The sequence below is a fragment of the Micromonospora sp. NBC_01796 genome (assembly GCF_035917455.1).
In the GTDB taxonomy this organism is placed as follows: Bacteria; Actinomycetota; Actinomycetes; order Mycobacteriales; family Micromonosporaceae; genus Micromonospora_G.
Window position 1 is genome coordinate 978,148 of record NZ_CP109078.1, and the last position, 23,363, is coordinate 1,001,510.

The window sequence follows — 23,363 nt, forward strand, 5'->3', positions numbered from 1 at the left end:
GCCGGGACGGGGTGGCCGGTTCCCGGTACGACGACCAGCGGGACCGGTGCCGACCAGCGCCGACGCAGCGCCACCAGGCGCAGGCCGAAGATGAGGACCACCGCCGCGACCAGGGGCAGCGGTCCGGTCACTCCGGCGTGGTCCAGGGCGACCACCACGATCGACCCGGCCAGGGCGGCCACCGCGTAGATCTCCCGCCGCAGCACCACCGGGATCTCCCCGGTGAGCAGGTCCCGGCCGAGACCGCCACCGATCGCGGTGAGCATGCCGATCAGCACCGCGCCGACCGGCGGCACGTCGGCCGCGAGGGCCTTCAGCGTGCCGGTGACGGTGAACAGGCCCAGCCCGGCCGCGTCGAGGATCAGGACCGCCGTACGCAGCCGGGCCAGTTGCGGATGCAGCCAGAAGACCGCAGCCGCGCTGAGTGCGGCGGTGACCGCGTACCGCCAGTCGGCGAAGGCCAGCGGCGGGACCTCGTCGATCACCAGATCACGGAAGATCCCGCCGCCCAACGCGGCGACGAACCCGACAAAGACCACGCCGAAGAGGTCGAGCCGCTTCACCACCGCCGCCGACGCCCCGGACGCGGCGAATACGGCCACGCCGGTCAGGTCGGCCAGCAGCAGGGCGGTCGAGGTGGTCACCGCAGAATGTTACGCGCTGTCGATGGAACGGGTCGGCGGGTCAGTCACGCATCGACTCGTAGATCTCCTTGCACTGCGGGCAGACCGGTGAACCCGGCTTGGCCGCCTTGGTCACGGGGAACGTCTCGCCGCAGAGGGCGATGACGAAGGTACCCATGACCGCGCTTTCAGCAATCTTCTCTTTCCGGACATAATGAAACATCTCCGGCCCGGTGTCCGCGTCCTTCAGTTCCGGACGCTCGAGAACCTCGGTGCTCACGTCGGCATTACCTCCCAGAATGACCCCGCAACTTTCCAGTTTGGCAGGTCACTGGCGCAGGGTCCACCGGAACACCTGCTGACCGGCCCCGTACGGTGATCAACGTGACCAAGTTCAACATCCGCTACGGCGCCGAGGTGGCCGACGCCCGACGCGAGGGGCGCCCGATCGTGGCGCTGGAGAGCACCATCGTCTCGCACGGGCTGCCCCGGCCCGACAACCTCCGGGTCGCCCGGGAGATCGAACAGGCGGTCCGGTCCACCGGAGCGATACCCGCCACCATCGGCATGGTCGAGGGCGAACTGGTGGTCGGTCTGGACGACAACCAGCTCACCCGGCTGGCCAGCACCGACGGGGTGGCGAAACTCTCCGTACGCGATCTGGCCGTGGCCGCCGCGACCGGCGCGGACGGCGCCACCACGGTCGCCGCGACCAGCGCGGTCGCCGCCGCCGCCGGAATCGGCGTCTTCGCCACCGGTGGCCTGGGCGGGGTGCACCGCGAGGCTGCGCAGACCTTCGACGAGTCGGCCGACCTGACCGCGCTGGCCCGGACCCCGATCGCGGTGGTCTGCGCCGGGGTGAAGTCGATCCTCGACGTCGGCGCGACACTGGAACGGCTGGAGACGCTCGGCGTCACCGTGCTCGGCTACCGCACCCACCGCTTCCCCGGTTTTTTCATCACCGACAGCGGCTTCACCCTGGACTGGTCGGTGGAGACGCCGGAGCAGATCGCCGCGGTGCTGGCCGCGCGGGCGGACCACGGCGTACAGCCGGGCGGGGTGATCGTGGCGAACCCGCTGCCCGTCGACGAGCAGCTCGACCCGGACCTGCACGACCGGACCCTGGCCGACGGGCTGGCCCTGATGGCCCGCGACGGGGTCACCGGCAAGGCCGTCACCCCGTTCCTGCTCTCCCACTTCCACTCCTCCACCGGCGGCGCCAGCCTGGCCGTCAACGTACGGATCATCCTGCGCAACGCGACCCTGGCCGGGCAGATCGCGGTAGCGGCGGTCGCCCGGACCGGCACCAGCGCCGGATGATCGGGGCGGCGCGGATCATCGCGGTCGGCGACATCGTCACCGACGTCCTCGCGGTGCTCTCCGGGCCGCTGGCGACCGGCTCCGACACCCCGGCCGCCATCCGCCTCACCGGCGGCGGCCAGGCCGCGAACACCGCGGCCTGGCTGGCCTCCCGGGGCAACCCGGTGACCCTGGTCGCCGTCGTCGGCGACGACGACGCCGGTCGGGCGAGGGTGGCGGAGCTGACCGCCGCCGGGGTCGACTGCGCCGTACGCCGCTGCGACGACGCGCCGACCGGGACGGTGATCGTGCTCGCCGGTGCCGGCGAACGGACGATGATCAGCGAACGGGGTGCCAACCTCCGGCTGGCGCCGGCCGACCTGGACGCGGCCCTGGACGGCGCACCGGACGCCCGGCACCTGCACCTGTCCGCGTACACGTTGTTGGACGCCGACTCGCGCGACGCCGGGCGGCATGCGCTGGCCGCGGCACGTAAACGCGGGCTCACCACCAGCGTCGACGCGGCCTCCGCCGAGCCGCTGCGGCAGGTCGGTGCGGCGGCCTTCCTGGACTGGGTACGCGACGCCGACCTCCTTCTCGCCAACGCGGACGAGGCGGAGGTGCTCGCCGGGCCGGAAACGGCGCGTGCCCAGGCGGAGGCGTTGACGGGGTCCGTCAGGCACGTGGTGGTGAAACGGGGCGGAGACGGGGCAGTCTGGGCGTCGCGGGGCGGGCCGACGGTCGAGTCGGTGGTGCGGCGGGTGCGGGTGGTGGATCCGACCGGAGCGGGGGATGCGTTCGCGGCCGGTCTGCTGGGGGCTTGGACTCGGGGCTTGGGTCCGGGTGAGGCGTTGGGGTTGGCTGGCGAGGTTGGTGGGCTTGCGGTGTCTTCGGTTGGGGCTCGGCCTGTGCTTTGAGTTTGGTTGGCGGGTGGGGTTTCGGGGGCGGCGTACCCCGCTCTGGGCGGTCATGCTTGATCCCGACGCGGGGCACGCCGCCCCCGAAACCCGACGTGGGCGCTGTTTCAGTGAATGAGTGGTTATCCCGCCCTGGATAGCCACTCTTTCTCTGTATTAGAGGTCTGGTGGTGACCCGGGTGTCGGGTGTGCGAGGTTTTTGGGCTTGATCAACTCGCCTCGGGGGGGGCGTTGGCGGAATGCCGGCGGGCCCGGGACGGTTATACATCGCGTACGACCGGAGCAGCGCCGGGGCAGTGATCGCCTCGCCTCGTGTGTGCTGTGGCCTCGTACTTCTTTCCCCGAGCGCCAGCGCCTCCCCCTGTAGGCGCGCGTCGGGAACCCCCGAATGGAAGGTGAACCATCGTGAAGACGACTTTCACCGGTATTACCAAGACTTCGTTCGTTCGTAAGACCGCTCTGGGTGTTGCCAGCCTGGCGTTTGTTGGTGGCGCTGTCGCGGGTCCTGTGGGTCACGCGTTCGCGTCCCCGGCCGAGCACGCGGCTCCGGCGATGACCACGGTCGCGCAGGTCACGGCCGACAAGCCGGCCATGGACAAGCTGATCCCGCACGGTGTGCAGGGTGCCCAGTCGAGCATTGATCTGAGCAAGGACCAGCTTGCTAACGCCAAGGCCATCACGGAGACGGCGAAGAAGCTGGGTATGGGTGAGCGTGGTGCCGTGATCGCGGTTGCTACCTCGATGCAGGAGTCGAAGCTGGAGAACCTGGGTCACCTGGGTGACATGAACGACCACGACTCGCTGGGCCTGTTCCAGCAGCGCCCGTCGTCGGGTTGGGGTTCTCCTGAGCAGATCACGGATCCGACCTATGCCTCGACCATGTTCCTGAAGGGTCTGAAGCAGGTTGATGGTTGGCAGGACATGCCGTTGACGGATGCGGCGCAGAAGGTTCAGGTGTCGGCGTTCCCGGATGCGTACGCGCAGTGGGAGAACCAGGCCGCGCACATCGTGCAGGACGTCTGGACCAAGTAAGCAATACGAATAGTAAAAACGGAAGCCGGGTCCCCGTCACGGGGGCCCGGCTTTTCGCGTACCCGGAAGGTTTGGGTTCTAGGGTTCGGCGTCGATCACGGGGTGGGGACGCTCGGCGGGGAGGCTGCGGGGCGGGGTGTCGTCCAGGTGACGCTGGCGACGGCGGGCACCGAAGCGGTGCTCCTCCTTGGGCGGCCGGTCGTTGGCGAGCAGGACCGCCAGCCACGGTACGAGGACCATGCCGACGGCGCAGAGCGGCAGCCAGAGCCAGAGCAGGGGTGCCTGCACGCCGACCAGGATGGCACCGGCGACGATGCAGACGACGCGGATCGACATCATCACCACGTAGCGCACCTGGCGACTGTGCAGTTGGTCCTGCTGGCTCCGTGAGGCGTCGGTGATCAGGATCGGCTGGTACGCCTGGTGCTTCACCACGGTCCTCCTCGCAGGGGATGCCGGTCCATCCTCGCACTTCGTCAGCGGTGCCGACGAAAAGCGGACTGGTCTCGTTCGTGTTACGTACGTGGTACGCTCTCGCCGTGGGCAGCAGGTTCAGCTTCACCGACGAGGCGTTGGGCAACCTGAAGGTCTACGGCGTCACCCCCGGCGAGGTCTGGGAGGCCCTGCACAGCTCGCGGCGGGTCATCCGGCACCTCGGCGACGACGTGATGGTCATGTACGCGACCGCACGTCGCGGGCGCCGGCTGGCCATCCTGCTCGCCGAGGCCGACCACAACGACAACGACTGGGACATCCTCTCCGCACGCGACCTCAGCGACAGCGAGTCCAAGCGCTACGACGAGGCGATCCGGGGATGGCGACGATGAGGAGGCGATGACGATGAACCGACACGACGCGACCAAGCACTTCCACGAGGGCGGCGACCGGCTCGCGGACCTGATCGACGACAGTCAGCCGGTCGACCTGCCGACGCCCGACACGGACGTGCCGATGGTCAGCCGGTCCGTACGGCTGCCGCTGGACACGTACGAACGGGTCCGTGCCGCCGCCGACGCCCGCGGCATCGGGGTCACCACCCTGATGCGGCAGTGGATCGAGGCCGGGCTGGCCGACCTGGACGACTCGGCGACGGTGTCCCTGGCTGACGTACGCCGGGCGCTGGCGGCACTCGCCCACCCGACCGCCGCCTGATCCACCGCGCCTCCCGCACCACCGTCGGGCGAGCCGCGCTCAGACCTTGGCAGCGGCCTTCATCTCCTTCTTGTAGGCGCGCACCTTCGCCAGCGACTCGTCGTCAACGATGTCCGCCACCGAGCGGTACGCGCCCTCCTCGCCGTAGCCGCCGGCCGCCTCGCGCCACCCGGCCGGCTGTACGCCGTACTGCTTGCCCAGCAGGGCCACGAAGATCTGGGCCTTCTGCTTGCCGAAGCCCGGCAGCGACACGATCCGCTTGAACAGGTCGGCGCCGTCCGACACGTCCCGCCACAGCGCGGCGGGGTCACCGTCGTAACGGTCGACGATGACCCGGCACACCTCCTGGACCCGCGCCGCCATCGCCTTCGGGAAGCGGTGCAGGGCCGGCGGGGTGGCGAAGATCGCGAGCAGGTCGTCGGCGTCGAAGTCGGCCAACTCGGCCGCGGTCGGCTCGTGCCCGAGCCGCTGGACGAGTACGTGCGGAGACGTGAACGCCTTCTCCATCGTCACTTGTTGATCAAGGGTCAGGCCGATCACCACCGCCAGTGGGTCCCGGTCCAGCAGCGCGTTCGCCTCGGGGACGATCGGCAACGAGAAGCTCATGCCCCCATCATGCCGGTTACGGCTTCGGCTGGACGAGCGGCACGGCCGGCGGGGCACCGCCGACCCTGGCCCGCCAGTAGGCGAGTCTCGTACGGGTCCGATCCGTGTGGAGATGATCGTCGCCCAGCACCCGGATCCGGTCGACGAGCAGCTCCTCCAGTTCCGCGACCGCGCCCGCCGGATCACCGGCCTCACCACGCCACCGGGCGAGGTTGTACCGGGTGGTGAGGGTGCTGGGGTGATCGGGCCCAAGGACCCGCAGCCGGTCGGCCAGCAACAGGGCGGAGGCCTCCCTGGCACCGGCGGGGTCGCCGGCCAGACCGCGCCAGAAGGCCACGTTGTAGCGCGTGTTGAGGGTATTCGGATGATCCGGGCCCCGCACCCTCGACAGGTCCTCCAGTAACTGCTCGAACGCGACCAGGGCACCGGCCGGATCTCCCGCCCTGCCCCGCCAGAAGGCCAGGTTGTGCCGGGCGTTGAGGGTGTCGACGTGGTCCGGACCGAGGAGCCGGAGCAGGTCGGCCAGCACCTCACCGAACTCCCGGGCGGCCCGCCACGGGTCACCGGCGGTACCCCGCCAGTTGGCGAGGTTGCCCCGGCAGACCAGGGTCTCCCGGTTGTCCGGCCCGTCGACCCGCAACCGGTCCGCCAACAGCCGCTCGTACGCGGCCTCGGCCGCCGCCGGATCACCGCCCTGACCCAGGGCGTACGCGAGGTGGTGGCGCACGGTCAGGGTGTCGGCGTGATCGGCACCGAGCCGCGCCTCGGCACGGTCGTGCAGCCGTTGCCAGTACGTCAGCGCGTCGGCGCCGAGCCCGGATTCGCTGAGGCTCCGGCCGGCCCGCCAGAGCAGCGGATGCGGCTCGGGATCCCACAGCAGCGGGCCGGCGTGCCCGTCGAGCGTCTCCACGTTGGCCCGGAGCACCTGGCCGAGGGCGCTTTCCCGCTCGATCTCCGGCCAGGTCCGGCAGAGGGCGTCCGCCAGGGTGCGCGCCGCCCGCCGGAGCTGTTCGGGGGTGAGCTGTTCCCGGGTGGCCCGTTGGACGAGGCCGTGCACCCGGATGGCCCGACCGGCCTGGGCGGGATCGAAACTGATCAGGTTGACGCGGTGCAGGCCGTACAGCGCGTCCCTGGCATCCTCGGCGTCCACCGCCCGCTCCCCCGCGTACTCGACCGGGCGGGCCTGCCGGAGGTGGTCGAGGGCCACCTCGGTGGTGAGCACCGCAGCGGGGATGCCGTTCGGGTCGAGCAGGCTGAGCAGATGCAGCATCGCTCGGGCCAGGCCCGGTGGGTGCAGCCGGTCGGCGAGTTCGACGGAGAGTGCCCAGGTGGCGGCGACCGTCTCGCGGTGGTCGTCCGGCAGCGCGCCCGGCTCCGGCAAGAGTTCCGGCAGCCGACGTCGGGCGTCGACCAGCCGGCGCCGGTAGTCGGCGAACCCGAGTCCCCGGTCGACCAGGTAGGCGGCGGCCTGGGCCAGCGCCAACGGCAGGTAGCCCAGGTCGGCGGCGAGCAGGCGGGCCTGTTCCGCCTCGTCGTAGCGACCGGTCTTCGCGGTGAGGTAGCGGGTGGCCTGGTCCGGGGTGAACAGACCGACCTCGACCAGGCGACGACCGGACCCGCCCAGGGCGGTGTCCCGGCGCCGGGTGGTGACCAGGGTGTGCCCACCCACCGGCTGCGGTGGCCAGAGGCCACGCAGGTCGGCCGGGTCGGAGAGGTCGTCGAGCACGATCAGCCACCGCCGGTCGGTCTGGGCCAGCCAGGCGAGGAAACGGTCGGCGTCGGCGTCGGCACCGGTACGTTCGCCGGGCAGCACCTCCGCCGCCGCCCCGGCATAACCGGCGACGATCGAGTCCCGGCTCCCGGCGGTGATCCAGACCAGCAGGTCCACCGCGCCCTCCCGCCAGGCGTGACGGGCCAGTTGCGCCGCGACCTGGGTTTTGCCCACCCCGCCCAGGCCGACCAACACGCGTACCCCGGCGACCGGCTCTCCGACCGAGCCGTCGGTGTCCGCCGCCTCGACGGGACGGTCCTGGAAGCAGTCCGCCGCCGGTGGGACCACGCCGACCCGGCACGGCCAGGTCACCGGCGGTCGGGCGGCGACGAAGAGGTTCGTCTGGAAGCCGCCGTCGCCGATCTGTACGCCGAGCGCGGCGCCGGCATCGACGTCCCAGTGCGGCGTCGCCTGCGGACCGACGTTCACGTCCACCTCCCACGGCCCATCATGCACTGCCGATCGGTCTGGCAGGAGTCGTGAATCCCGGCGGATCCGACGTACGCCCGTCGATGCGGCGGGGGCAGGGCCGACCTGGAAACGCCCGTGGACACAGCAGGGTCCGTTCCGGTTCTCGCCAGCTAACCTCAGCTCGTCCGGTCGCGGGTACCCCGACCGGCGCGTCCGCCACCGGTTCGCCCGCGGATACGCACCCGCATCGGGCCGTGGCGGACGGTAGTCGTACCCGGAAGGAGAACGACCCGTGACCACGCCGCACCGGCCCGACCTGGCCGCGCAGCTCGACCTCGCGAGCCACCCCGAGGGCGGCTGGTTCCGCGAAACCTGGCGGTCCGCGCACAGCTTCCACCCGGACGGGTACGCCGCAGCGCGCAGCGCGGCCACCGCGATCCTCTTCCTCCTCGCCCCCGGTGAGGAGTCCCGCTGGCACCTGGTCCGCTCGGACGAGCTGTGGTTCTGGCACTCCGGCGGACCGCTGACGCTGCGCTTCGGCGGCACCGGGGAGCAGCCGGCGACCGACCCGGACGAGGTGCTGCTCGGCGCCGACGTGTCGGCCGACCAGCAGCCGCAGGTGCTGATCCCCGGCGGGGTGTGGCAGGCGGCGGTGCCCGCCGGTGACCAGCCGGTGCTGGTGAGCTGCGTGGTCGCGCCCGGTTTCGACTTCGCCGACTTCCGGCTGCACTGATCCACCAACCGCTTCTACCGGGGGTTGTGCCCGGCATGCTCGGGCGCAACCGGCAGGATGGCGGGGTGGACGAAAACGACATGCTCCTCTCCGCGGCCGGCGTCGACCAGCTCCGCACGGCACTGACCAACGCCGGTTACACGTCGAGCGGCATCGCCGGACGGCTGGGTCCGCAGGCGACCAGCGGGATGGCCCGCAACGACTTCCGGGCGGCGCTGCGGATCACCGCGGACCGGGACCCGCTCGGCACACTGATCCGGCTGTTCGTCTGCGCCCAGACCGAACCGGAGGCGGCGGTCGCGGCGGCCCTGGCTCCGCTCCCGCTGGCCGACGCTCTCGCCGCCGGCCTGGTCGAACGCGCCGACGGTGGCCTGCGCCAGGGCATCGACCTGGAGCCGTACGGGGACGCCTGGTGGGCGCTGTCCGACGTCCCGGCGAGCGCCCGACCGGGCCGCCCCCTCGCCGCCGACCATGTGCTGGGCATCGGTGGGGCGTCGACCACGCTGGTCGGCGCCACCGTCCGGCGGCCGGTCGACACCGCGCTCGACCTCGGCACCGGTTCCGGCGTACAGGCGCTGCACCTGGCCACCCACGCCGGCCGGGTGACCGCCACCGACTTCTCCACCCGCTCGCTGCGGTTCGCGGCGACCACCGCCGCGCTCAACGGCCAGCAGTGGGAACTGCTGCACGGCGACATGACCGCCCCGGTCGCGGGTCGCCGCTTCGACCTGGTGGTCAGCAACCCGCCGTTCGTCGTCGGGCCCGGTACCACCACGCACAGTTACCGCGACTCGGGGCGGGTCGGTGACGGGATCGCGGCGGAACTGGCCGCCGCCGCACCGGACCTGCTAACCGAGGGCGGCACGATGCAGTACCTCGCCAACTGGGTGCACATCGCCGGTGAGGACTGGGGCGAGCGGGTGGCCGGGTGGTTCGCCGGCACCGGGCTGGACGCCTGGGTGATCCAGCGCGAGGTGGCCGACCCGATGGCGTACGTCGACCTGTGGCTGGCCGACGCGAGCGAGGCGACCGACCCGCACCGGATCGCCGCCTGGCTGGACTGGTTCGACGCGCAGAAGGTGGAGGCGGTCGGCTTCGGGTTGATCAACCTCCGCCGGGGCGGGCACGACCAGCCGGTCGTCCGGGTCGAGGACCTCCGCCAGCCGGTGCAGCCGCCGATGGGCGACCAGATCGCCGCCTGGTTCGACCGCCAGGACTGGCTCCGGGTACGCGACACCGACGCGCTCCTGGCCAGCCGCTACCGGATCGCGGAGGGGTTGCAGCTCCGGCAGGAGGCGACCATGGGTCCGGACGGTTGGGCGGTGGACCGTCAGGTGCTCGCCATGCCGCACGGGCTGCGCTGGAGCGAGGAGGTGGACCCGCTGGTGCTGGCTCTGGTCAGTGGCGCGGACGGCCGGGTGCCGCTGCGTGAGCAGTTGGCGGTGCTGGCGATCGCGCACGAGGTGGCGGCCGACGACCTGGCCGAGGCGGCTGGGCCGATCATCGCGCACCTGGTGGAACGGGGTCTGATCACTCCCGAGACGGACTGATCGCCCGTGCGCGCGGTGGTGCAGACGGTCAGCCGGGCCAGTGTCACGGTCGACGGCGAGGTGGTAGGCGCGATCTCCGACGGGCTCCTGGTGCTGGTCGGGGTGACCCACACCGACACCCCGGCGACCGCCGAGACGATGGCCCGCAAGGTGTACGAGCTGCGGATCCTGGACGACGAGCGATCCGCCTCGGAGGTCGGTGCGCCGGTGCTCGTGGTCAGCCAGTTCACCCTGTACGGCGACGCCCGCAAGGGGCGGCGGCCGAGCTGGGGCGGTGCGGCTCCGGCCGAGGTGGCCGAGCCGTTAGTGAAGGCGTTCGCCGAGGCGCTGCGGGCACGCGGGGCGACGGTGGAAACGGGGCGGTTCCGCGCCCACATGCTGGTCGAGAGCGTGAACGTCGGTCCGTGCACCATCCTGCTCGACCTCTGAACGGCCCGGGCCCGTACACGATCCCGGCCGCCCGTCCCGTCCCACGCGGTGTGGGCGGGACGGGCCGGGCGGGTCGGCTAGAAGAACAGGCCGCGCTGGCGCATCGACTGGCGCAGCCAGCCGTCGAGCTGGGCGGCCCAGTCGGTCTGGTCCGCGGTGGCGTAGTCGACCGTGAACCGGCCGAACGCGTCGCGGCCCTCGGAAAAGACCCCGCCCCGCTTGTCGATCTCCAGGACGAGCTGGAGGTGCTGGGGCGTACCGACGAAGGTCAGTTCGAGCTGGTTGATGGCGCGGGCGTACTGCGGCGCCGGGTAGAACTCGATCTCCTGGTAGAACGGGAGCGTCTGCTGCACCCCGTAGATCCGGCCCCGCTCGACATCGGCCCGGGTGAACCGGAAACCGAGCCGGAGCAGGGCGTCGAGGATGCGCTCCTGCGCCGGCAACGGATGTACGGCAACCGCGTCCAGGTCGCCCTTGTCCACCGCCCGGGCCACCTCCAACTCGGTACGCAGCCCCATCGTCATGCCGTGCAGGTGCTGGCCGTAGACCTCGGTGATCGGCGTCTCCCAGGGCACCTCGAAACGGAACGGGATCTCGTGCCGCTGCCCGCTCTCCAGCCGGAACGCCCCGGTGGCGCGCTGGCGCTGGAACTCCTGCGTGGTGTCGTACTCGCCGTCGCCGCTCTCCACCTCGACCCGGGTGACGAGGCCCAGCGCGACGTACTCGATGTCGACCGGGTGGTCGCCCCCGCTGATCTGGATCCGGCCCTCGAGCTGGCCGCCCGGACGGCAGTTCGGGTTGTTCAGCACGGTTTCCACGGACGGGCCGCCCACACCCATCGCCTGCATCAGTCTTTTGAAGACCACGCCGTCCTCCCTGGCTTTCGTCGGCACTTGGTTGGTTCTCGTTGCTGGCCGGGTGGCCAATCGGTGGCACAGTAGCCGGTCCCGGCAAGCCCTCGTTCGCAGACTGAGCGCTCAGAATATTATCGACGTACCGCACTAAATAGGGTAAGTCGCCGGGAGCGACTCCCGGTTTCATGCCACCTGGACGATCGCCTCACCGCAGCTTCACGCCATGCCCGCCAAGCTGTTCTCATCGGCGCCACAGGGCTGCCGGTACGCGCCACTTAGTCGACGCGGGGAGGCGACTGAAGATGGTCCTCGAGATGATCCAGAACGAACTGCACCCGGCCGCCGTCATCGGGCCCGATAACAGCAAGGTTGCCGACAGCACGATTGTCGACAGCGGCACCACGGACACGCTGGTCGACCTGGACGCCACCGACGAGCGGGGCGTGTCGGCCGACCTGGTCCGCGCCTACCTCAACGGCATCGGCCGGACCAAGCTCCTCACCGCCGTACAGGAGGTCGATCTGGCCAAGCGGATCGAGGCCGGCCTCTACGCCGAGGAGAAGCTGACCGGCGACCTGCCGGCCGCACTGCGGCGGGACCTCACCACCGTGGCCGACCAGGGTCGGCTGGCGAAGAACCACCTCCTGGAGGCGAACCTCCGCCTGGTGGTCAGCATCGCCAAGCGCTACACCGGTCGCGGGATGGCCTTCCTCGACCTGATCCAGGAGGGCAACCTCGGCCTCATCCGGGCCGTCGAGAAGTTCGACTACACCAAGGGCTACAAGTTCTCCACCTACGCCACCTGGTGGATCCGCCAGGCCATCACCCGCGCCATGGCCGACCAGGCCCGCACCATCCGCATCCCGGTGCACATGGTCGAGCAGGTCAACCGGATGGTCCGGGCCCGCCGAGACCTCGCCACCACGCTCGGCCGCGAACCCAGCGTGGCCGAGGTCGCCGTGGCGCTGGGCGTACCGGAGTTCCAGGTGATCGAACTGATCTCGTACGACCGGGAGCCGGTCAGCCTGGACCAGGCCGTCGGCGAGGACGGTGAGAGCGCGCTCGGTGACTTCGTCGCCTCGGTCGACCCGCGCCAGGAGCCGGGCGACGCGGTCTCCCAGGGCCAGTTGCGCAACGAGGTGGAGATCGTGCTGGCCACCCTCTCGCAGCGGGAGGAGGCGGTGATCCGGCTGCGGTTCGGCCTCGACGACGGACGGCAGCGCACCCTGGACGAGGTGGGACGGGAGTTCGGGCTCTCCCGCGAGCGGATCCGGCAGATCGAGAAGGTGACCCTGCTCAAGCTGCGCGATCCCTCCCGCGCCGACCGCCTGGAGGCGTACGCGAGCTGACGCTCGCACGGCCTGGTGGAAGGGCCCCCGGTTGACAGCGGTTCGCGTCGACCAGGGGTCCTTTCCCTGTCCGGCGTCGACCGACCGGCACCATGATCAGGGAACGGGATGAGAGAGTTCGAACATGAGAATCGCGAACCTCGGCCTGCGATTCCTGCTGGAGCTCGGCGCACTGGTCGCGCTCGCCTACGGCGGCTGGCTGGCCGGCGAGCCACAACTGTGGCAGCGGCTCCTGCTGGCCGTGCTGTTTCCGCTCGCCGCCGCGCTGATCTGGGGCCGCTGGGTCGCACCGAGATCGGACCGGAAGCTGGCCGACCCGGTACGCCTGATCCCGGAGTGGGTGGTCTTCGGCGGTGCGACCGCCGTACTCGTGGTCAGCGGCCGTCCCTACCTCGGCGCCGCCCTGGCGGTACTGGCCGCCGCCAACCGGCTGGTGCTGTGGCGGCTGGGCAGCGACACCGACGGCCGGGCGGTCCGTTGACACCCACCGCCGCCCGATCGGTCAGAGGCGGCGGGGGCCGGTGTCGGGGCGGATGATCGAGGGACCGAGGGCGATCTCGGCGTGCAGGACCGCCACCCCGTCGGGGCGGGCCAGCACCGGGTTGAGGCGCAGCGACCGTACCCGTGGTTGCTCGTCGACCAGCCGGCCCACCCGCTGGAGCAGGTCGGCCAGCGCGGCCCGGTCGACCGGGTCCGCGCCCCGGTAACCGTGCAGCAGCGGCGCGGCCCGTGGCCCGTCGATCAGCGCGGCGGCGTCCCGGTCGGTCAGCGGCGCCGCCCGCCAGGCCCGGTCACCGAGCAACTCGGTCGCCACCCCGCCGAGCCCGAAGCCGACCACCGGGCCGAACACACGATCCTCGACCGCCTCCACCACGCAGGCCACCCCCGGTGGCACCATCGACTGGACCAGAACCCGGGCACCGAACGGTTCCGCGATCTCCCGGTACGCCCGGCGTACCGCGTTGTCGTCGGCGAGGCCCAGGCGGACCGCGCCCAGGTCGAGCCGGTGCCGCAGCCCCTCCCTGGCGGCCTTGAGCACCACCGGGTAACCCCGCAGCCGGGCCGCCTCCACCGCCGCCTCGACCGATTCGGCCACCGTGGACGGCACCACCGCGATCCCGTACGCGGCGAGCAGCCGCTCGGCCGCACCGGCCCCGCCGTCGGTCAGCGCGGTACGCGCCGCGTCGGCGTCGACACCGGCCAGTTCGGGCAGCTCACCCATTGGTGCACGTAACCAGTCGGCGTACCCGGTCATCCGGGCCAGGGCCCGTACCGCCTCCTCCACCGACGGGTACGACGGCACCCCGGCCGGCGGTCGCCCGACCGGGAAGGTCGCCACCGTCGGCCGGTCCCCGGCCAGCGCCACGCTCGCCACCGCCGAGGTGAAGTCGGCGTCCTCCCCCACGAGCTGACCGGGCAACGGCGGGGCGAAGTGCACCAGCAGGGCGTCGACCGCCGGGTCGATCGCGGCGTCGGCGAGGGCGTCGGCGAAGTCGTGCGCGGTCGCCTGCGGCTCGACGTTGCGCGGGTACCCGGTGGCGACGGTGAGCCCGTACGCGTGGCAGGCGATCGCGGCCAGGTCGGCCAGCGCGGTGGAGTTGCCGACGATCCCGATCCGCCGGCCGGCCGGCAACGGTTGCTGCGCCAGCAGGACGCCGACGTCGAAGAGTTCCGCCACGGTCTCCACCCGGATCACGCCGGACTGGGCGTACAGGGCGGTCATCGCCGAGGCGTCCGGACCGGCGGGTACGGGATCCGACCGGGGCTGCACCGGGGCGTCGGGTGCGGGCGGGCGGTTCGACGAGGCGAGCGCCACCACCGGCTTGGTCCGGCCGATCCGGCGGGCCAGCCGGGCGAACTTGCGCGGATTGCCGAAGGTCTCCAGGTAGAGCAGGATCACGTCCGTTCCGGGGTCGTCCTGCCAGTACTGGAGCAGGTCGTTGCCGGAGACGTCGGCCCGGTTGCCGGCGGAGACGAAACTCGACAGGCCCAGCCCACGGCGTTCCGCCTCGGCCAGCAACGCCACCCCGAGCACGCCGGACTGGCTGAAGAAGCCGACCCGGCCGGGGGACGGCAGCCGGGGCGCGAGGGTGGCGTTGAGGCGTACCCGCTCGTCGGTGTTGGCCACACCCAGGCAGTTCGGCCCGACGACCCGCATGCCGGCGGCGTGCGCGGCCCGGATCAGTTCGCGTTCGGCGGCGGCGCCGGACGGGCCGGACTCGGCGAACCCGGCCGAGACCACGACCAGGCCGTGCAGGCCGGCACCGGCCGCGTCGGCAACCACGCCGGGTACGGCCTCCGGCGGCACCGCGACAACTGCCAGGTCCAGCGGTACGCCGGCAGCAACCGCCGTCGGGTACGCCGGCAGCCCGCCCACCACGGCCGCGCTCGGGTGCACCGGTACGAGGTGTCCGGTGAAACCGCCGTCGCGCAGGTGCCCGAGGATGGCCGCCCCGATGCCCTGCCCGGTGGCGCTGGCCCCGTACACGGCGATGCCGGTGGGGGCGAGCAGCCGGGCGATCGACCGGGCCTCGGTCAGGTGCTCCCGACCCCACTGGACCCGCAGGGACGCCTCGGTGGGTGCGATCGGGAAGCTGAGGTGGACCACGCCGTCGGCGTACTGGCGCTGGACGAGGTAGCCGAAGTCGGCGAAGACCCGCAGCATGGTGGCGTTGGACGGCAGGACCTCGGCGACGAACCGGCTGATCCCCTCCCGGCGGGCCGCCTCTGCCAGGTGCTCCAGCAGCACCGGTCCGATGCCGCGCCCCTGGTGGGCGTCCTCGACCACGAACGCGACCTCGGCATCGGTCGCGCCGGGGCCGAGCCGGTCGAACCGGCCGACGGCGAGGATCCGCTCCCCCGCGACCACCACGAACGCCTCCCGGTCGTGGTGGTCGACGGTGACGAACCGGTGCAGGTCCCGTTCCGGAATGCGCGGGTACGGCGAGAAGTAGCGCAGGTAGCGGGTGCGGTCGGAGAACCGGGAGTGCATGGCGACGATGCCGGCCGCGTCGTCCTCGCGGATCGGTCGCAAATGGACGGTCGTGCCGTCGCGCAACAGCACGTCCGCCGAGCGGTCCGGTGGGCCCTCGACCACGCTCGGGTCGCCTCCCATCACTTCCTCGGGTCTCAGTCCCTGGGGTCGTGCGGGTCCAGCCCGTGCAGCGGGAACACCGCCTTGCGGGTGGCCAGGATGGCCCGGTCCACCCCGTCCGGCTCCCCGGTCGGCTGCCACGGCTCGTACGTCGGGTCGACGTTGTCGGTCATCCGCAGCGGTACGTCCCGCTCCGGCCGCCGGGACCGGGCCAGCGCCCGCCAGGCCGGCGGGGTGAGGGCGGCCGGGTCGATCGGTTCCCCGGTGGCGATCGCCAGCAGGTGGGTCCACGCCCTCGGCACGACCTCGACCAGGGCGTACCCGCCGCCGCCGGTGGCCACCCAGCGGCCCTCGCAGAGTTCGTCGGCGAGCGCCCGCAGCGCCAGGTAGCTGGCCCGCTGCCCGTCGACGGAGAGCCGCAGGTCGGCGAGGGGGTCGAGCCGGTGGCTGTCCGCCCCGCACTGGGTGACCAGGATCTGCGGCCGGAAGGCCCGCAGCACCGACGGGACGATCGCGTGGAAGGCCCGCAGCCAGCCGGCGTCGCCGGTGCCCGGCGGCAGCGGCACGTTGACCGCGCTGCCCCTGGCTGCCGGGCCACCGGTCTCGTCGGAGAAGCCGGTGCCCGGAAAGAGCGCCAGCGGGGTTTCGTGCAGGCTGACCGTGAGCACCCGGGGGTCGTCGGCGAAGATCTCCTGCACCCCGTCGCCGTGGTGTACGTCGACGTCGACGTAGGCGACCCGCTCGGCACCGAGGTCGAGCAGCCGGGCGATGGCCACCGCCGGATCGTTGTAGACGCAGAACCCGGCGGCCCGACCGGCCATGGCGTGGTGCAGGCCACCGGCGACGTTGACCGCCCGCCGGGCCTCGCCCCGCCAGACCGCCTCGGCGGCGGCCAGGCTCGCCCCGGCGATCAGGGCGCTGGACTCGTGCATGTTGTCGAAGATCGGGTTGTCCGAGGTGCCCAGGCCGTACCCGGAGAAGAACGGGTCGTTCGGGGCGGCGCGGACCGCGTCCAGGTAGTCCGGCCGGTGCACCCGGGTCAGCGCCGCCTCGTCGGCCGGCGTCGGCGCGACGATCCGGACACCGGCCCGGTCGAGTACGCCGAACTCTCTCGCCAACGCGACGGTCAGCTCGACCCGGACCGGGTCGAGCGGGTGCTCACCCAGGTCGTAGGCGAGCAGGGACTCGTCCCACATCACCACCGTGCCATCCGACATGGCGCCATCGTCGCACGGGGCGCAGCCCGCTCCCAGACGCATCCGCCCTCTCCACGTGGATGGAACGGGCCCGGTCGGGGACCGGATCAGGTGCCGGCGCCGGTGGCCACCGGGCGGTCCGGGTCGGTGAGCCAGTGGCTCCACGAGCCGACGTAGAGGCCGGCGTGCTCGTGCCCGGCGAGATGCAGGGCGAACACCGTGTGCGCGGCGGTCACCCCGGACCCGCAGTACGCGCCGACGCGTACGCCGGGCTCGACGCCGGCCTCGGCGAACCGGGTCCGGAGGGCGGCGGCGGCCCGCAGCCGGCCGTCCGGGTCGACGTGCTCGGTGGTCGGGAGGTTGACCGCGCCGGGCACGTGCCCGGCGACCGGGTCGATCGGCTCGGTGTCGCCCCGGTAGCGCGGGGCGGCCCGGACGTCGAGCAGCACCCCGTCACCGGCGGCGAGTGCGGCCGCCGCGTCGGCGTCGAGCACCGGCAGGCCGCCCGGACGGACGGTGACGTCTCCCGGCGCCGGTGTCGGCACCTCGGTGGTGACCGGGTGACCGGCGGTGACCCAGGCCGGGTAGCCGCCGTCGAGCACCCGGACCCGGGTGTGCCCGGCCCAGCGCAGCGTCCACCAGGCGCGGGCGGCGGCCAGCCCGTCCCCGGCGTCGTAGACCACCACCGGGTGGCTGGTCAGGACCCCGGCGGCCCGCAGGACCCGCTGGAGCGCGGCCGGGTCGGGCAGCGGGTGCCGCCCGTCGGGGCCGGGTGCCCCGCAGAGGTCGGCGTCGAGATCGACGAAGACCGCTCCGGGCAGGTGTCCGGCGGCGTAGTCGCCCCGGCCGGGTGGGCCGGCGAGGCGCCAACGCACATCGAGTACGGTGGGTGCGGCCGTGGCGGCCGGCTCCGGGTCGGCCAGTTCCCCGGCGAGGGCGGCTACGTCGACCAGAAGATCGTCTGTGGCGGGCATGACACTCAGTCAACACCATCACATTCGGTGGATACCAGCACGAGACGCCCCGTCCGGGCTGCGGCTCCGTGTCGGTAACTCGGGGTAGCATTGCCTACCGGGAGGGCGGCTGACGTGAACGACCTGGTCGATACGACTGAGATGTACCTGCGCACCATTCTCGAACTCGAAGAGGAGGGTGTGCCGGCCCTGCGCGCGAGAATCGCGGAGCGGCTGCACCAGAGCGGGCCGACCGTCAGCCAGACCGTGGCGCGGATGGAACGTGACGGTCTGCTGACCCTCGAGGACGACCGGCACCTGCGGCTCACCGCGTCCGGTCGGGGCCTGGCGATCGCCGTGATGCGCAAGCACCGACTCGCCGAGCTGCTGCTGGTCAACGTCATCGGCATGCCCTACGAGGAGGCCCACGAGGAGGCCTGCCGGTGGGAGCACGTGATGAGCGACGCGGTGGAGCAGAAGGTCTACGACCTGCTCAACCGGCCGACCCGGTCGCCGTACGGCAACCCGATCCCGGGGCTGGAGGCGCTCGGCAGCGCCCTGGACTCGACGACCGCCGAGGGCCCGGACGCGGAGCGTAACCTCGCCTTCCCCGGTCTGACCGGAATGGTGGTGGTCCGGCGCATCTGCGAGAGCGTGCAGACCGACGGTGACGTGCTGCGTCAGCTCCACGCCGCCGGGGTCGACCCGGGTGCCACGGTGACCGTGGCGCAGGAGCGCGACGGGGTCACCATCGACCGCTCCGGTGACAAGATCCGGCTGCCGCGTGAGGTGGCCTCGCGGGTTTTCGTCGCCGCATCCTGACTTCCGGTCCGGGCCCGCCGGACCAACCCATGCCGGTCACCGCGCGGTGGCCGGCATGCGACTGTCCGGGCACCGGCGCGCCCGCCGGGCAGGCGTGCCGGTGCCGTGACCGTCATGCCTTGGCGGCGTCGATCTCCTTGGCCAGGGTGACCAGCTTGGTGGCGAGGGCGTCCGCCGCCGGCTTACCCTCGCCGGCCGGGAAGGTGTAGCGGAGGTTGATCATTTGGCCGTCCGCGGAGAGCCAGGACACCTCCACACCGGCGCCGTAGTCCTTGCCCTCCGGCAGGGACAGCCGGTACGCGGCCTTGCCCAGCCCCTTGACGGTCTGTCCCCCCTTGGGCATCTCGTCGGCGAACACGGCCGAGTCGGCGGTGGTCGGCGTCACCGACAGCGCCAGATCGGGGCGGCTGGACTGCTCGGACTGGAGCACACAGGTGCTCGTCTTGCCCGAGGTGGTGGAGGCCGAGACATCGAACAGGGTGCCGATCGCCTTCTCCACCGCCGGGTAGTCAAGCAACTGGCAGACGCCCCCACCGGCCGAGGCCGGCAACTTCACCACCGGCGGGATGGGCAGCGGATCGTTCCGGGTCGCGGCGGCCGACTCGCCACAGCCGGACAGCACCAGCAGTCCCGCACCGATCAGTAAGAGCCGCCCGCGCACAGTGACCTCCCGCTCGCCCCGGCCGGGGGGCGGCCGGTGAGTCCGTCGGACACCGTACGGGGTCGGGCGCCAGGGGCGAAACCCCCCGCCCGGACATGGCGCTCCGCGAATGGAAATTTCGTCCATGCGGACCCGTGGTCCGTTCCGGCGCGGCCCCTGATCCACTCCTGGTGGACGCCGGTTCTACTCCGGCAGCCGGGCCACGATGTGCTTGGCGATCTCCAACGAACTGGTCGCCGCCGGCGACGGCGCGTTGAGTACGTGCACCTGGCGGTGCGCGGCCACGATGAGGAAGTCGTCGACCAGCGACCCGTCCCGGGCGATCGCCTGGGCGCGTACGCCGGCCGCGCTCGGCACGAGGTCCCGTACGGTCAGGTCCGGCACCAGGCGGGCCAGGCTGGCGGCGAACAGTTGCCGGGACAGCGACCGGCGGACCTCGGTCAGCCCGTACCCGAGGTGTCTGCGGGCCAGCCGCCACAGGCCCGGATAGGTGACCGCGTCGGCCAGCTCCCGCAGGTTGACCCGCCCCCACGAGTAACCCTCGCGGGCCAGCGCCAGGACCGCGTTCGGGCCGGCGTGCACGGTCCCGTCGATCATCCGGGTCAGGTGTACGCCGAGGAACGGGAACTGCGGGTCGGGCACCGGGTAGATCAGGCCACGGACCAGGTCCCGCCGCTCCGGTCGCAGCTCGTAGTACTCGCCCCGGAACGGGACGATCCGCGCGGACGGGGTGACACCGGCCAGCCGGGCCACCCGGTCGGCGTGCAGCCCGGCACAGTTGACCAGTACGTCCGCCACCACCTCGCCGGCCGTACTGGTCACGACCAGTTCCTCGGCTCCGGCCGGCCCGCCGCGGCGGGTGCTGACGCCGGTGACCCGGGCACCGAGCCGGATCCGGGCGCCCGCCTTCTCCGCCAGGGTGGCCAGGGCGGTGCAGACCGCGGTGAAGTCGACGATGCCGGTGGACTCCACCCGGAGGGCCTCGACGCACCGGACCGCCGGCTCGTACTCGGCGGCCTCGGCGGGGGTGAGCAGCCGGACCGGCAACCGGTTGGCCAGCGCCCGTTCGTGCAGGGCCCGCAACCGGGGCAGTTCCGCCTCGTCGGTGGCGACGATGAGCTTGCCGCACCGCTGCACCGGGATGTCCTGCTCGGCGCAGAAGTCCACCATGGACCGGCTGCCGGCACGGCAGAGTTCGGCCTTGAGGCTGCCCGGTTTGTAGTAGACCCCGGCGTGGATCACACCGGAGTTGTGGCCGGTCTGGTGGGCCGCCAGCCGGTGCTCCTTCTCCAGCACGGTGACCTCGGCGTCCGGCCGGTCGAGGATTATCCGGTGGGCCGTTGCCAGCCCGACGATGCCGCCACCGATGACCACGTACCTCGCCATGGCCGCAGACGCTACCGGCTGACGGGGCCGCCGGGAGCCGGGTCACCGGCCGGCTCGTCATCGACGTACGGACAGTGCCGGCATCCCCGTCCGCAGCACGTACCCCGGCGGGCCAGGAATCCCGCGGTGAGGACGAAGAGTCCGGTCGCCGGGTCCGGGTAGCCGGCCTGCCCGGCGGCGAGGGCGTCGGCGTGCGCGGCCAGGATCGACGACCGCAGCGGGTGGTCCGGTGCCAGCCGGGACGGGTGCGGCTGGTCCAGCGGGCGGGGTGCCAACGGCAGTCGCCGCCCCTGCTCACCGTCACCCATCCCGCGAGGTTACGCCCGGCGGCCGGACGCGGTTCGCGGCGAGCCCGGCCCTGGCCGTGGGCCGCCGGTGACGGTGACGGGTCCGGCTCCCCCCGAGCGAGCCGGACCCGTACCGGTGGAACGTCCGTCAGGTGGTGGCCCGGCGGATGGTCAGCAGACCGGCACCGGCCAGCGCCAGGGCGAGCAGGGCCGGCCAACCGGCGAAGAGGGTGAGCGCGGACTGGTCGCCGAACCACCGTCCGATGGTCAGCCACCACCCCTGCCAGGTGATCAGTACGGCGGGCAGGCCGAGCAGGGACAGCAGCCCGATGCTCAGGACGTACAGGCCGGTGATGCCCCAGCGCTTCATCACCAGGGCGGCGAAGATCCCGAAGAAGCCGAGCACCAGGAACGGCACCATGTAGATCAGGATCTGCAGGACCGGGTTATCGCTGTTCAGGAACGACGGGGCGAAGAAACCCATCGAGATGCCCCACCCGTCGGTCGCCCGCTCGGCCAGCTTGCACAGGTAGAGCATGACCCCGAAGAGCAGGGACTCACCGAGGAGCAGCAGCGAGACGGCGGCGTAGAAGGTCCGCCGGGTCACGCTCAGCCCGAGCGAGAACGGGAAGAACTGGGTGATCGACTGGCCGGCGCTGACCATCGTCACGATGTAGACGCTGACCAGCCCACCGGTCTGCGGCCCACCCTCGATGTCGTCGCCGATCCCGGTGAACAGGACCAGGTTGAACACGAAGCTGGTGAGCAGGATCCCCCAGGGCCAGGCGACCAGGGTCGGCCAGGTGATGAGGTGGACCCGGGTCGCGGGAAGGACACGGTTCATCGGAGGGCACCCTTTCCGGCGGTACGGACGTTCCCGGCACCGTTCGACGTACTGGTGAGCCGGACGACGAGTTCCTGTAGCGGGACCGGTGTCAGTTCCAGCCCGAGTCCGGTGATCCGGTTCCGCTCTGCCGGGTCGAACCGCCCCCGCAGGGTGACGCGTACCAGGTTGCCGAGCCGTTCGCGGTGCAGTTCCTCGGCGTTCGCGGCCATCTGTTCCACCTCGTCCACCGGCCCGGAGACCGTGACCAGCTCGGTACGGAGTGCCTCCGCGCTCTCGTCCAGCAGGATCCGCCCCCGGTCGATCAGCAGGACGTGCTCGATCAGGTTGCTGACCTCGTCGATCAGGTGGGTGGAGAGCACGATGGTGCGGGGATGTTCGGCATAGTCGGCGAGCAGCCGGTCGTAGAAGATCTGCCGGGCGGTGGCGTCCAACCCGAGGTACGGCTCGTCGAAGAAGGTGAGCGGTGCGCGGGCGGCGAGTCCGATGATGACGCCGAGCGCGGAGAGCATGCCCCGGGAGAGCTTGCGCACCTGTCGCCGTAGCGGCAGTTGGAAGTCGTCCACCAGGGCGGTGGCGAACTCCTGGTCCCAGCGCGGAAAGAGCAGGCGGGCGGCGGTGAGCGCGTGCCGTACCTGGAAGTTCTGCGGGTAGGTCTGGCTCTCCTTGATGAAGCAGACCCCGGAGAGGACCTCGTCGTTTTCGTACGGGTGCTGCCCGAACACCGACAGTTCGCCGGAGGTGGCGAAGTTCTGTCCGGTGAGGATCTGCATCAGGGTGGTCTTGCCGGCGCCGTTGCGGCCGAGCAGACCGTGGATGGTGTTCTCGGTCAGGGAGAAGCTGACGTCGTCGAGCGCGGTCGTCTGACCGAATCGCTTGGTCACGGCCCGGGCGGTCACCACCGCGCTCATCGCTCCCCCTCCCGGAGGTCGATCATCGACTTGAGCTCCTCGGCGCCGATGCCGAGCCTGCGCGCCTGCGCGAGCAGGGGTTGGACGTACTGGTCGGCGAACTCTTCACGGCGCCGTTCCCGCAGCCTGGCGCGGGCGCCGGTGGAGACGAACATCCCGATTCCTCGTTTCTTGTACAGAACGCCGTCGTCGACAAGCTGGTTGACGCCCTTCGCGGCGGTGGCGGGGTTGATCCGGTGGAAGGCGGCCAGCTCGTTGGTCGAGGGGACCTGGGTCTCCTCGGCGAGGCTGCCGTCGATGATCGCGGTCTCCAGCAGCTCCGCGACCTGGAGGAAGATCGGCCGGCCCTCCTCCATCACGCGCACCGGCCCGAGCGGAGGTCGCGCCGACCGGGCCGACCGAGGTTAGCCGGTTCATTACTCATGTAACTAACCATGTAACCAACCCGACCGGATGTCAAGTGCGGATCCCTGGGAGGGGTCC

25 protein-coding genes and 1 pseudogene are annotated in these 23,363 nt (G+C 71.8%); 11 read left to right on the forward strand and 15 right to left on the reverse strand.

Annotated elements, in window-relative coordinates; translation table 11 throughout:
* Positions 1-23: 23 nt before the first annotated feature.
* A pseudogene (locus OIE47_RS04440) lies at positions 24-644 on the reverse strand (trimeric intracellular cation channel family protein); the annotation flags it as partial.
* 40 nt (positions 645-684) lie between these two features.
* The gene (locus OIE47_RS04445) at positions 685-903 is read right to left on the reverse strand and encodes a DUF3039 domain-containing protein (protein ID WP_326560204.1); all 219 of its coding nucleotides are present in this window, start codon (positions 901-903) and stop codon (positions 685-687) included.
* Between the two features lie 104 nt (positions 904-1,007).
* Between OIE47_RS04445 and OIE47_RS04450 the strand changes: the two genes are divergently transcribed.
* From OIE47_RS04450 to OIE47_RS04460, 3 genes are all read left to right on the forward strand, one after another.
* Complete coding sequence (locus OIE47_RS04450; protein ID WP_326560205.1) at positions 1,008-1,943, forward strand: pseudouridine-5'-phosphate glycosidase; 936 nt, start codon at positions 1,008-1,010, stop codon at positions 1,941-1,943.
* Positions 1,940-2,839 carry a carbohydrate kinase family protein gene (locus OIE47_RS04455; RefSeq protein WP_442792048.1) on the forward strand — a complete coding sequence of 300 codons (900 nt, stop codon included), beginning with the start codon at positions 1,940-1,942 and terminating at the stop codon, positions 2,837-2,839. The genes OIE47_RS04450 and OIE47_RS04455 overlap by 4 nt, the downstream gene beginning before the upstream one ends.
* Before the next feature lie 405 nt (positions 2,840-3,244).
* Positions 3,245-3,871, forward strand: coding sequence for a hypothetical protein (locus tag OIE47_RS04460; RefSeq protein ID WP_326560206.1), 627 nt, complete (start codon positions 3,245-3,247; stop codon positions 3,869-3,871).
* A gap of 78 nt (positions 3,872-3,949) precedes the next feature.
* Here the strand turns inward: OIE47_RS04460 and OIE47_RS04465 are convergent, their stop codons facing one another.
* The gene (locus OIE47_RS04465; protein WP_326560207.1) at positions 3,950-4,306 is read right to left on the reverse strand and encodes a DUF3099 domain-containing protein; all 357 of its coding nucleotides are present in this window, start codon (positions 4,304-4,306) and stop codon (positions 3,950-3,952) included.
* 104 nt (positions 4,307-4,410) lie between these two features.
* On the opposite strand from OIE47_RS04465, the gene OIE47_RS04470 reads away from it, so the two are divergent.
* Entirely contained in the window at positions 4,411-4,698 is a 288-nt protein-coding gene (locus tag OIE47_RS04470) for a hypothetical protein (RefSeq protein WP_326560208.1), read from the forward strand.
* A 13-nt stretch (positions 4,699-4,711) separates the two neighbouring features.
* Positions 4,712-5,023, forward strand: coding sequence for a hypothetical protein (locus OIE47_RS04475; protein WP_326560209.1), 312 nt, complete (start codon positions 4,712-4,714; stop codon positions 5,021-5,023).
* Between the two features lie 39 nt (positions 5,024-5,062).
* On the opposite strand, the gene OIE47_RS04480 is transcribed toward OIE47_RS04475, so the two are convergent.
* Positions 5,063-5,629, reverse strand: a complete 567-nt coding sequence (locus OIE47_RS04480) for an HhH-GPD-type base excision DNA repair protein (RefSeq protein ID WP_326560210.1) — start codon at positions 5,627-5,629, stop codon at positions 5,063-5,065.
* Positions 5,630-5,645: 16 nt separating this feature from the next.
* On the reverse strand, positions 5,646-7,829 hold the full coding sequence (gene fxsT / locus OIE47_RS04485) for an FxSxx-COOH system tetratricopeptide repeat protein (protein ID WP_326560211.1): 2,184 nt from the start codon (positions 7,827-7,829) through the stop codon (positions 5,646-5,648).
* Positions 7,830-8,103: 274 nt separating this feature from the next.
* Between fxsT and OIE47_RS04490 the strand changes: the two genes are divergently transcribed.
* The 3 genes from OIE47_RS04490 (at position 8,104) to dtd (ending at position 10,523) form a co-directional block, all read left to right on the forward strand.
* Positions 8,104-8,544 carry a cupin domain-containing protein gene (locus tag OIE47_RS04490; protein WP_326560212.1) on the forward strand — a complete coding sequence of 147 codons (441 nt, stop codon included), beginning with the start codon at positions 8,104-8,106 and terminating at the stop codon, positions 8,542-8,544.
* Between the two features lie 65 nt (positions 8,545-8,609).
* On the forward strand, positions 8,610-10,094 hold the full coding sequence (locus tag OIE47_RS04495; protein WP_326560213.1) for a DUF7782 domain-containing protein: 1,485 nt from the start codon (positions 8,610-8,612) through the stop codon (positions 10,092-10,094).
* A gap of 6 nt (positions 10,095-10,100) precedes the next feature.
* On the forward strand, positions 10,101-10,523 hold the full coding sequence (dtd, locus tag OIE47_RS04500) for a D-aminoacyl-tRNA deacylase (RefSeq protein WP_326560214.1): 423 nt from the start codon (positions 10,101-10,103) through the stop codon (positions 10,521-10,523).
* A 77-nt stretch (positions 10,524-10,600) separates the two neighbouring features.
* Here the strand turns inward: dtd and OIE47_RS04505 are convergent, their stop codons facing one another.
* Positions 10,601-11,389, reverse strand: coding sequence for a sporulation protein (locus OIE47_RS04505; protein ID WP_326560215.1), 789 nt, complete (start codon positions 11,387-11,389; stop codon positions 10,601-10,603).
* 302 nt (positions 11,390-11,691) lie between these two features.
* On the opposite strand from OIE47_RS04505, the gene sigB reads away from it, so the two are divergent.
* Both sigB and OIE47_RS04515 read left to right on the forward strand, forming a co-directional pair.
* Positions 11,692-12,726: an RNA polymerase sigma factor SigB gene (sigB, locus tag OIE47_RS04510; protein WP_326560216.1), complete on the forward strand. Its 1,035-nt coding sequence runs from the start codon at positions 11,692-11,694 to the stop codon at positions 12,724-12,726.
* A 124-nt stretch (positions 12,727-12,850) separates the two neighbouring features.
* Positions 12,851-13,207 (forward strand): YrdB family protein, encoded by a 357-nt coding sequence (locus OIE47_RS04515; RefSeq protein ID WP_326560217.1) that lies wholly within the window; start codon positions 12,851-12,853, stop codon positions 13,205-13,207.
* 21 nt (positions 13,208-13,228) lie between these two features.
* Here OIE47_RS04515 and OIE47_RS04520 read toward each other — a convergent pair whose 3' ends face one another.
* The 3 genes from OIE47_RS04520 to OIE47_RS04530 form a co-directional block, all read right to left on the reverse strand.
* Positions 13,229-15,841: a bifunctional acetate--CoA ligase family protein/GNAT family N-acetyltransferase gene (locus tag OIE47_RS04520; RefSeq protein WP_326560218.1), complete on the reverse strand. Its 2,613-nt coding sequence runs from the start codon at positions 15,839-15,841 to the stop codon at positions 13,229-13,231.
* Positions 15,842-15,855: 14 nt separating this feature from the next.
* A complete protein-coding gene (locus OIE47_RS04525; RefSeq protein ID WP_326560219.1) occupies positions 15,856-17,037 on the reverse strand; it encodes an acetoin utilization protein AcuC in 1,182 nt (393 codons plus the stop codon).
* Positions 17,038-17,123: 86 nt separating this feature from the next.
* On the reverse strand, positions 17,124-17,990 hold the full coding sequence (locus OIE47_RS04530) for a sulfurtransferase (RefSeq protein WP_326560220.1): 867 nt from the start codon (positions 17,988-17,990) through the stop codon (positions 17,124-17,126).
* Positions 17,991-18,104: 114 nt separating this feature from the next.
* On the opposite strand from OIE47_RS04530, the gene OIE47_RS04535 reads away from it, so the two are divergent.
* Positions 18,105-18,791: a metal-dependent transcriptional regulator gene (locus OIE47_RS04535; protein ID WP_326560221.1), complete on the forward strand. Its 687-nt coding sequence runs from the start codon at positions 18,105-18,107 to the stop codon at positions 18,789-18,791.
* A 112-nt stretch (positions 18,792-18,903) separates the two neighbouring features.
* Here the strand turns inward: OIE47_RS04535 and OIE47_RS04540 are convergent, their stop codons facing one another.
* From OIE47_RS04540 to OIE47_RS04565, 6 genes are all read right to left on the reverse strand, one after another.
* Positions 18,904-19,452, reverse strand: a complete 549-nt coding sequence (locus OIE47_RS04540; RefSeq protein ID WP_326560222.1) for a hypothetical protein — start codon at positions 19,450-19,452, stop codon at positions 18,904-18,906.
* 183 nt (positions 19,453-19,635) lie between these two features.
* Positions 19,636-20,838 carry an L-2-hydroxyglutarate oxidase gene (lhgO, locus tag OIE47_RS04545; RefSeq protein WP_326560223.1) on the reverse strand — a complete coding sequence of 401 codons (1,203 nt, stop codon included), beginning with the start codon at positions 20,836-20,838 and terminating at the stop codon, positions 19,636-19,638.
* A gap of 11 nt (positions 20,839-20,849) precedes the next feature.
* Positions 20,850-21,146 (reverse strand): DUF5522 domain-containing protein, encoded by a 297-nt coding sequence (locus OIE47_RS04550; protein ID WP_326560224.1) that lies wholly within the window; start codon positions 21,144-21,146, stop codon positions 20,850-20,852.
* Between the two features lie 127 nt (positions 21,147-21,273).
* Entirely contained in the window at positions 21,274-21,969 is a 696-nt protein-coding gene (locus OIE47_RS04555; protein WP_326560225.1) for an ABC transporter permease, read from the reverse strand.
* Entirely contained in the window at positions 21,966-22,880 is a 915-nt protein-coding gene (locus OIE47_RS04560) for an ABC transporter ATP-binding protein (RefSeq protein ID WP_326560226.1), read from the reverse strand. The genes OIE47_RS04555 and OIE47_RS04560 overlap by 4 nt, the downstream gene beginning before the upstream one ends.
* Positions 22,877-23,236, reverse strand: a complete 360-nt coding sequence (locus OIE47_RS04565; protein ID WP_326562992.1) for a GntR family transcriptional regulator — start codon at positions 23,234-23,236, stop codon at positions 22,877-22,879. Before OIE47_RS04565 ends, OIE47_RS04560 begins: the two co-directional genes overlap by 4 nt.
* Between the last annotated feature and the right edge of the window lie 127 nt (positions 23,237-23,363).

Coding starts and splice junctions, on each gene's coding strand:
- OIE47_RS04455 (WP_442792048.1), top strand. CDS start 1,940: ATGATCGGGGCGGCGCGGATCATCGCGGTCGGCGACATCGTCACCGAC.
- OIE47_RS04475 (WP_326560209.1), top strand. CDS start 4,712: ATGAACCGACACGACGCGACCAAGCACTTCCACGAGGGCGGCGACCGG.
- OIE47_RS04480 (WP_326560210.1), bottom strand. CDS start 5,629: ATGAGCTTCTCGTTGCCGATCGTCCCCGAGGCGAACGCGCTGCTGGAC.
- sigB (WP_326560216.1), top strand. CDS start 11,692: ATGATCCAGAACGAACTGCACCCGGCCGCCGTCATCGGGCCCGATAAC.
- OIE47_RS04515 (WP_326560217.1), top strand. CDS start 12,851: ATGAGAATCGCGAACCTCGGCCTGCGATTCCTGCTGGAGCTCGGCGCA.
- OIE47_RS04520 (WP_326560218.1), bottom strand. CDS start 15,841: ATGGGAGGCGACCCGAGCGTGGTCGAGGGCCCACCGGACCGCTCGGCG.
- OIE47_RS04525 (WP_326560219.1), bottom strand. CDS start 17,037: ATGTCGGATGGCACGGTGGTGATGTGGGACGAGTCCCTGCTCGCCTAC.
- OIE47_RS04530 (WP_326560220.1), bottom strand. CDS start 17,990: ATGCCCGCCACAGACGATCTTCTGGTCGACGTAGCCGCCCTCGCCGGG.
- lhgO (WP_326560223.1), bottom strand. CDS start 20,838: ATGGCGAGGTACGTGGTCATCGGTGGCGGCATCGTCGGGCTGGCAACG.
- OIE47_RS04550 (WP_326560224.1), bottom strand. CDS start 21,146: ATGGGTGACGGTGAGCAGGGGCGGCGACTGCCGTTGGCACCCCGCCCG.
- OIE47_RS04555 (WP_326560225.1), bottom strand. CDS start 21,969: ATGAACCGTGTCCTTCCCGCGACCCGGGTCCACCTCATCACCTGGCCG.
- OIE47_RS04560 (WP_326560226.1), bottom strand. CDS start 22,880: ATGAGCGCGGTGGTGACCGCCCGGGCCGTGACCAAGCGATTCGGTCAG.
- OIE47_RS04565 (WP_326562992.1), bottom strand. CDS start 23,236: ATGGAGGAGGGCCGGCCGATCTTCCTCCAGGTCGCGGAGCTGCTGGAG.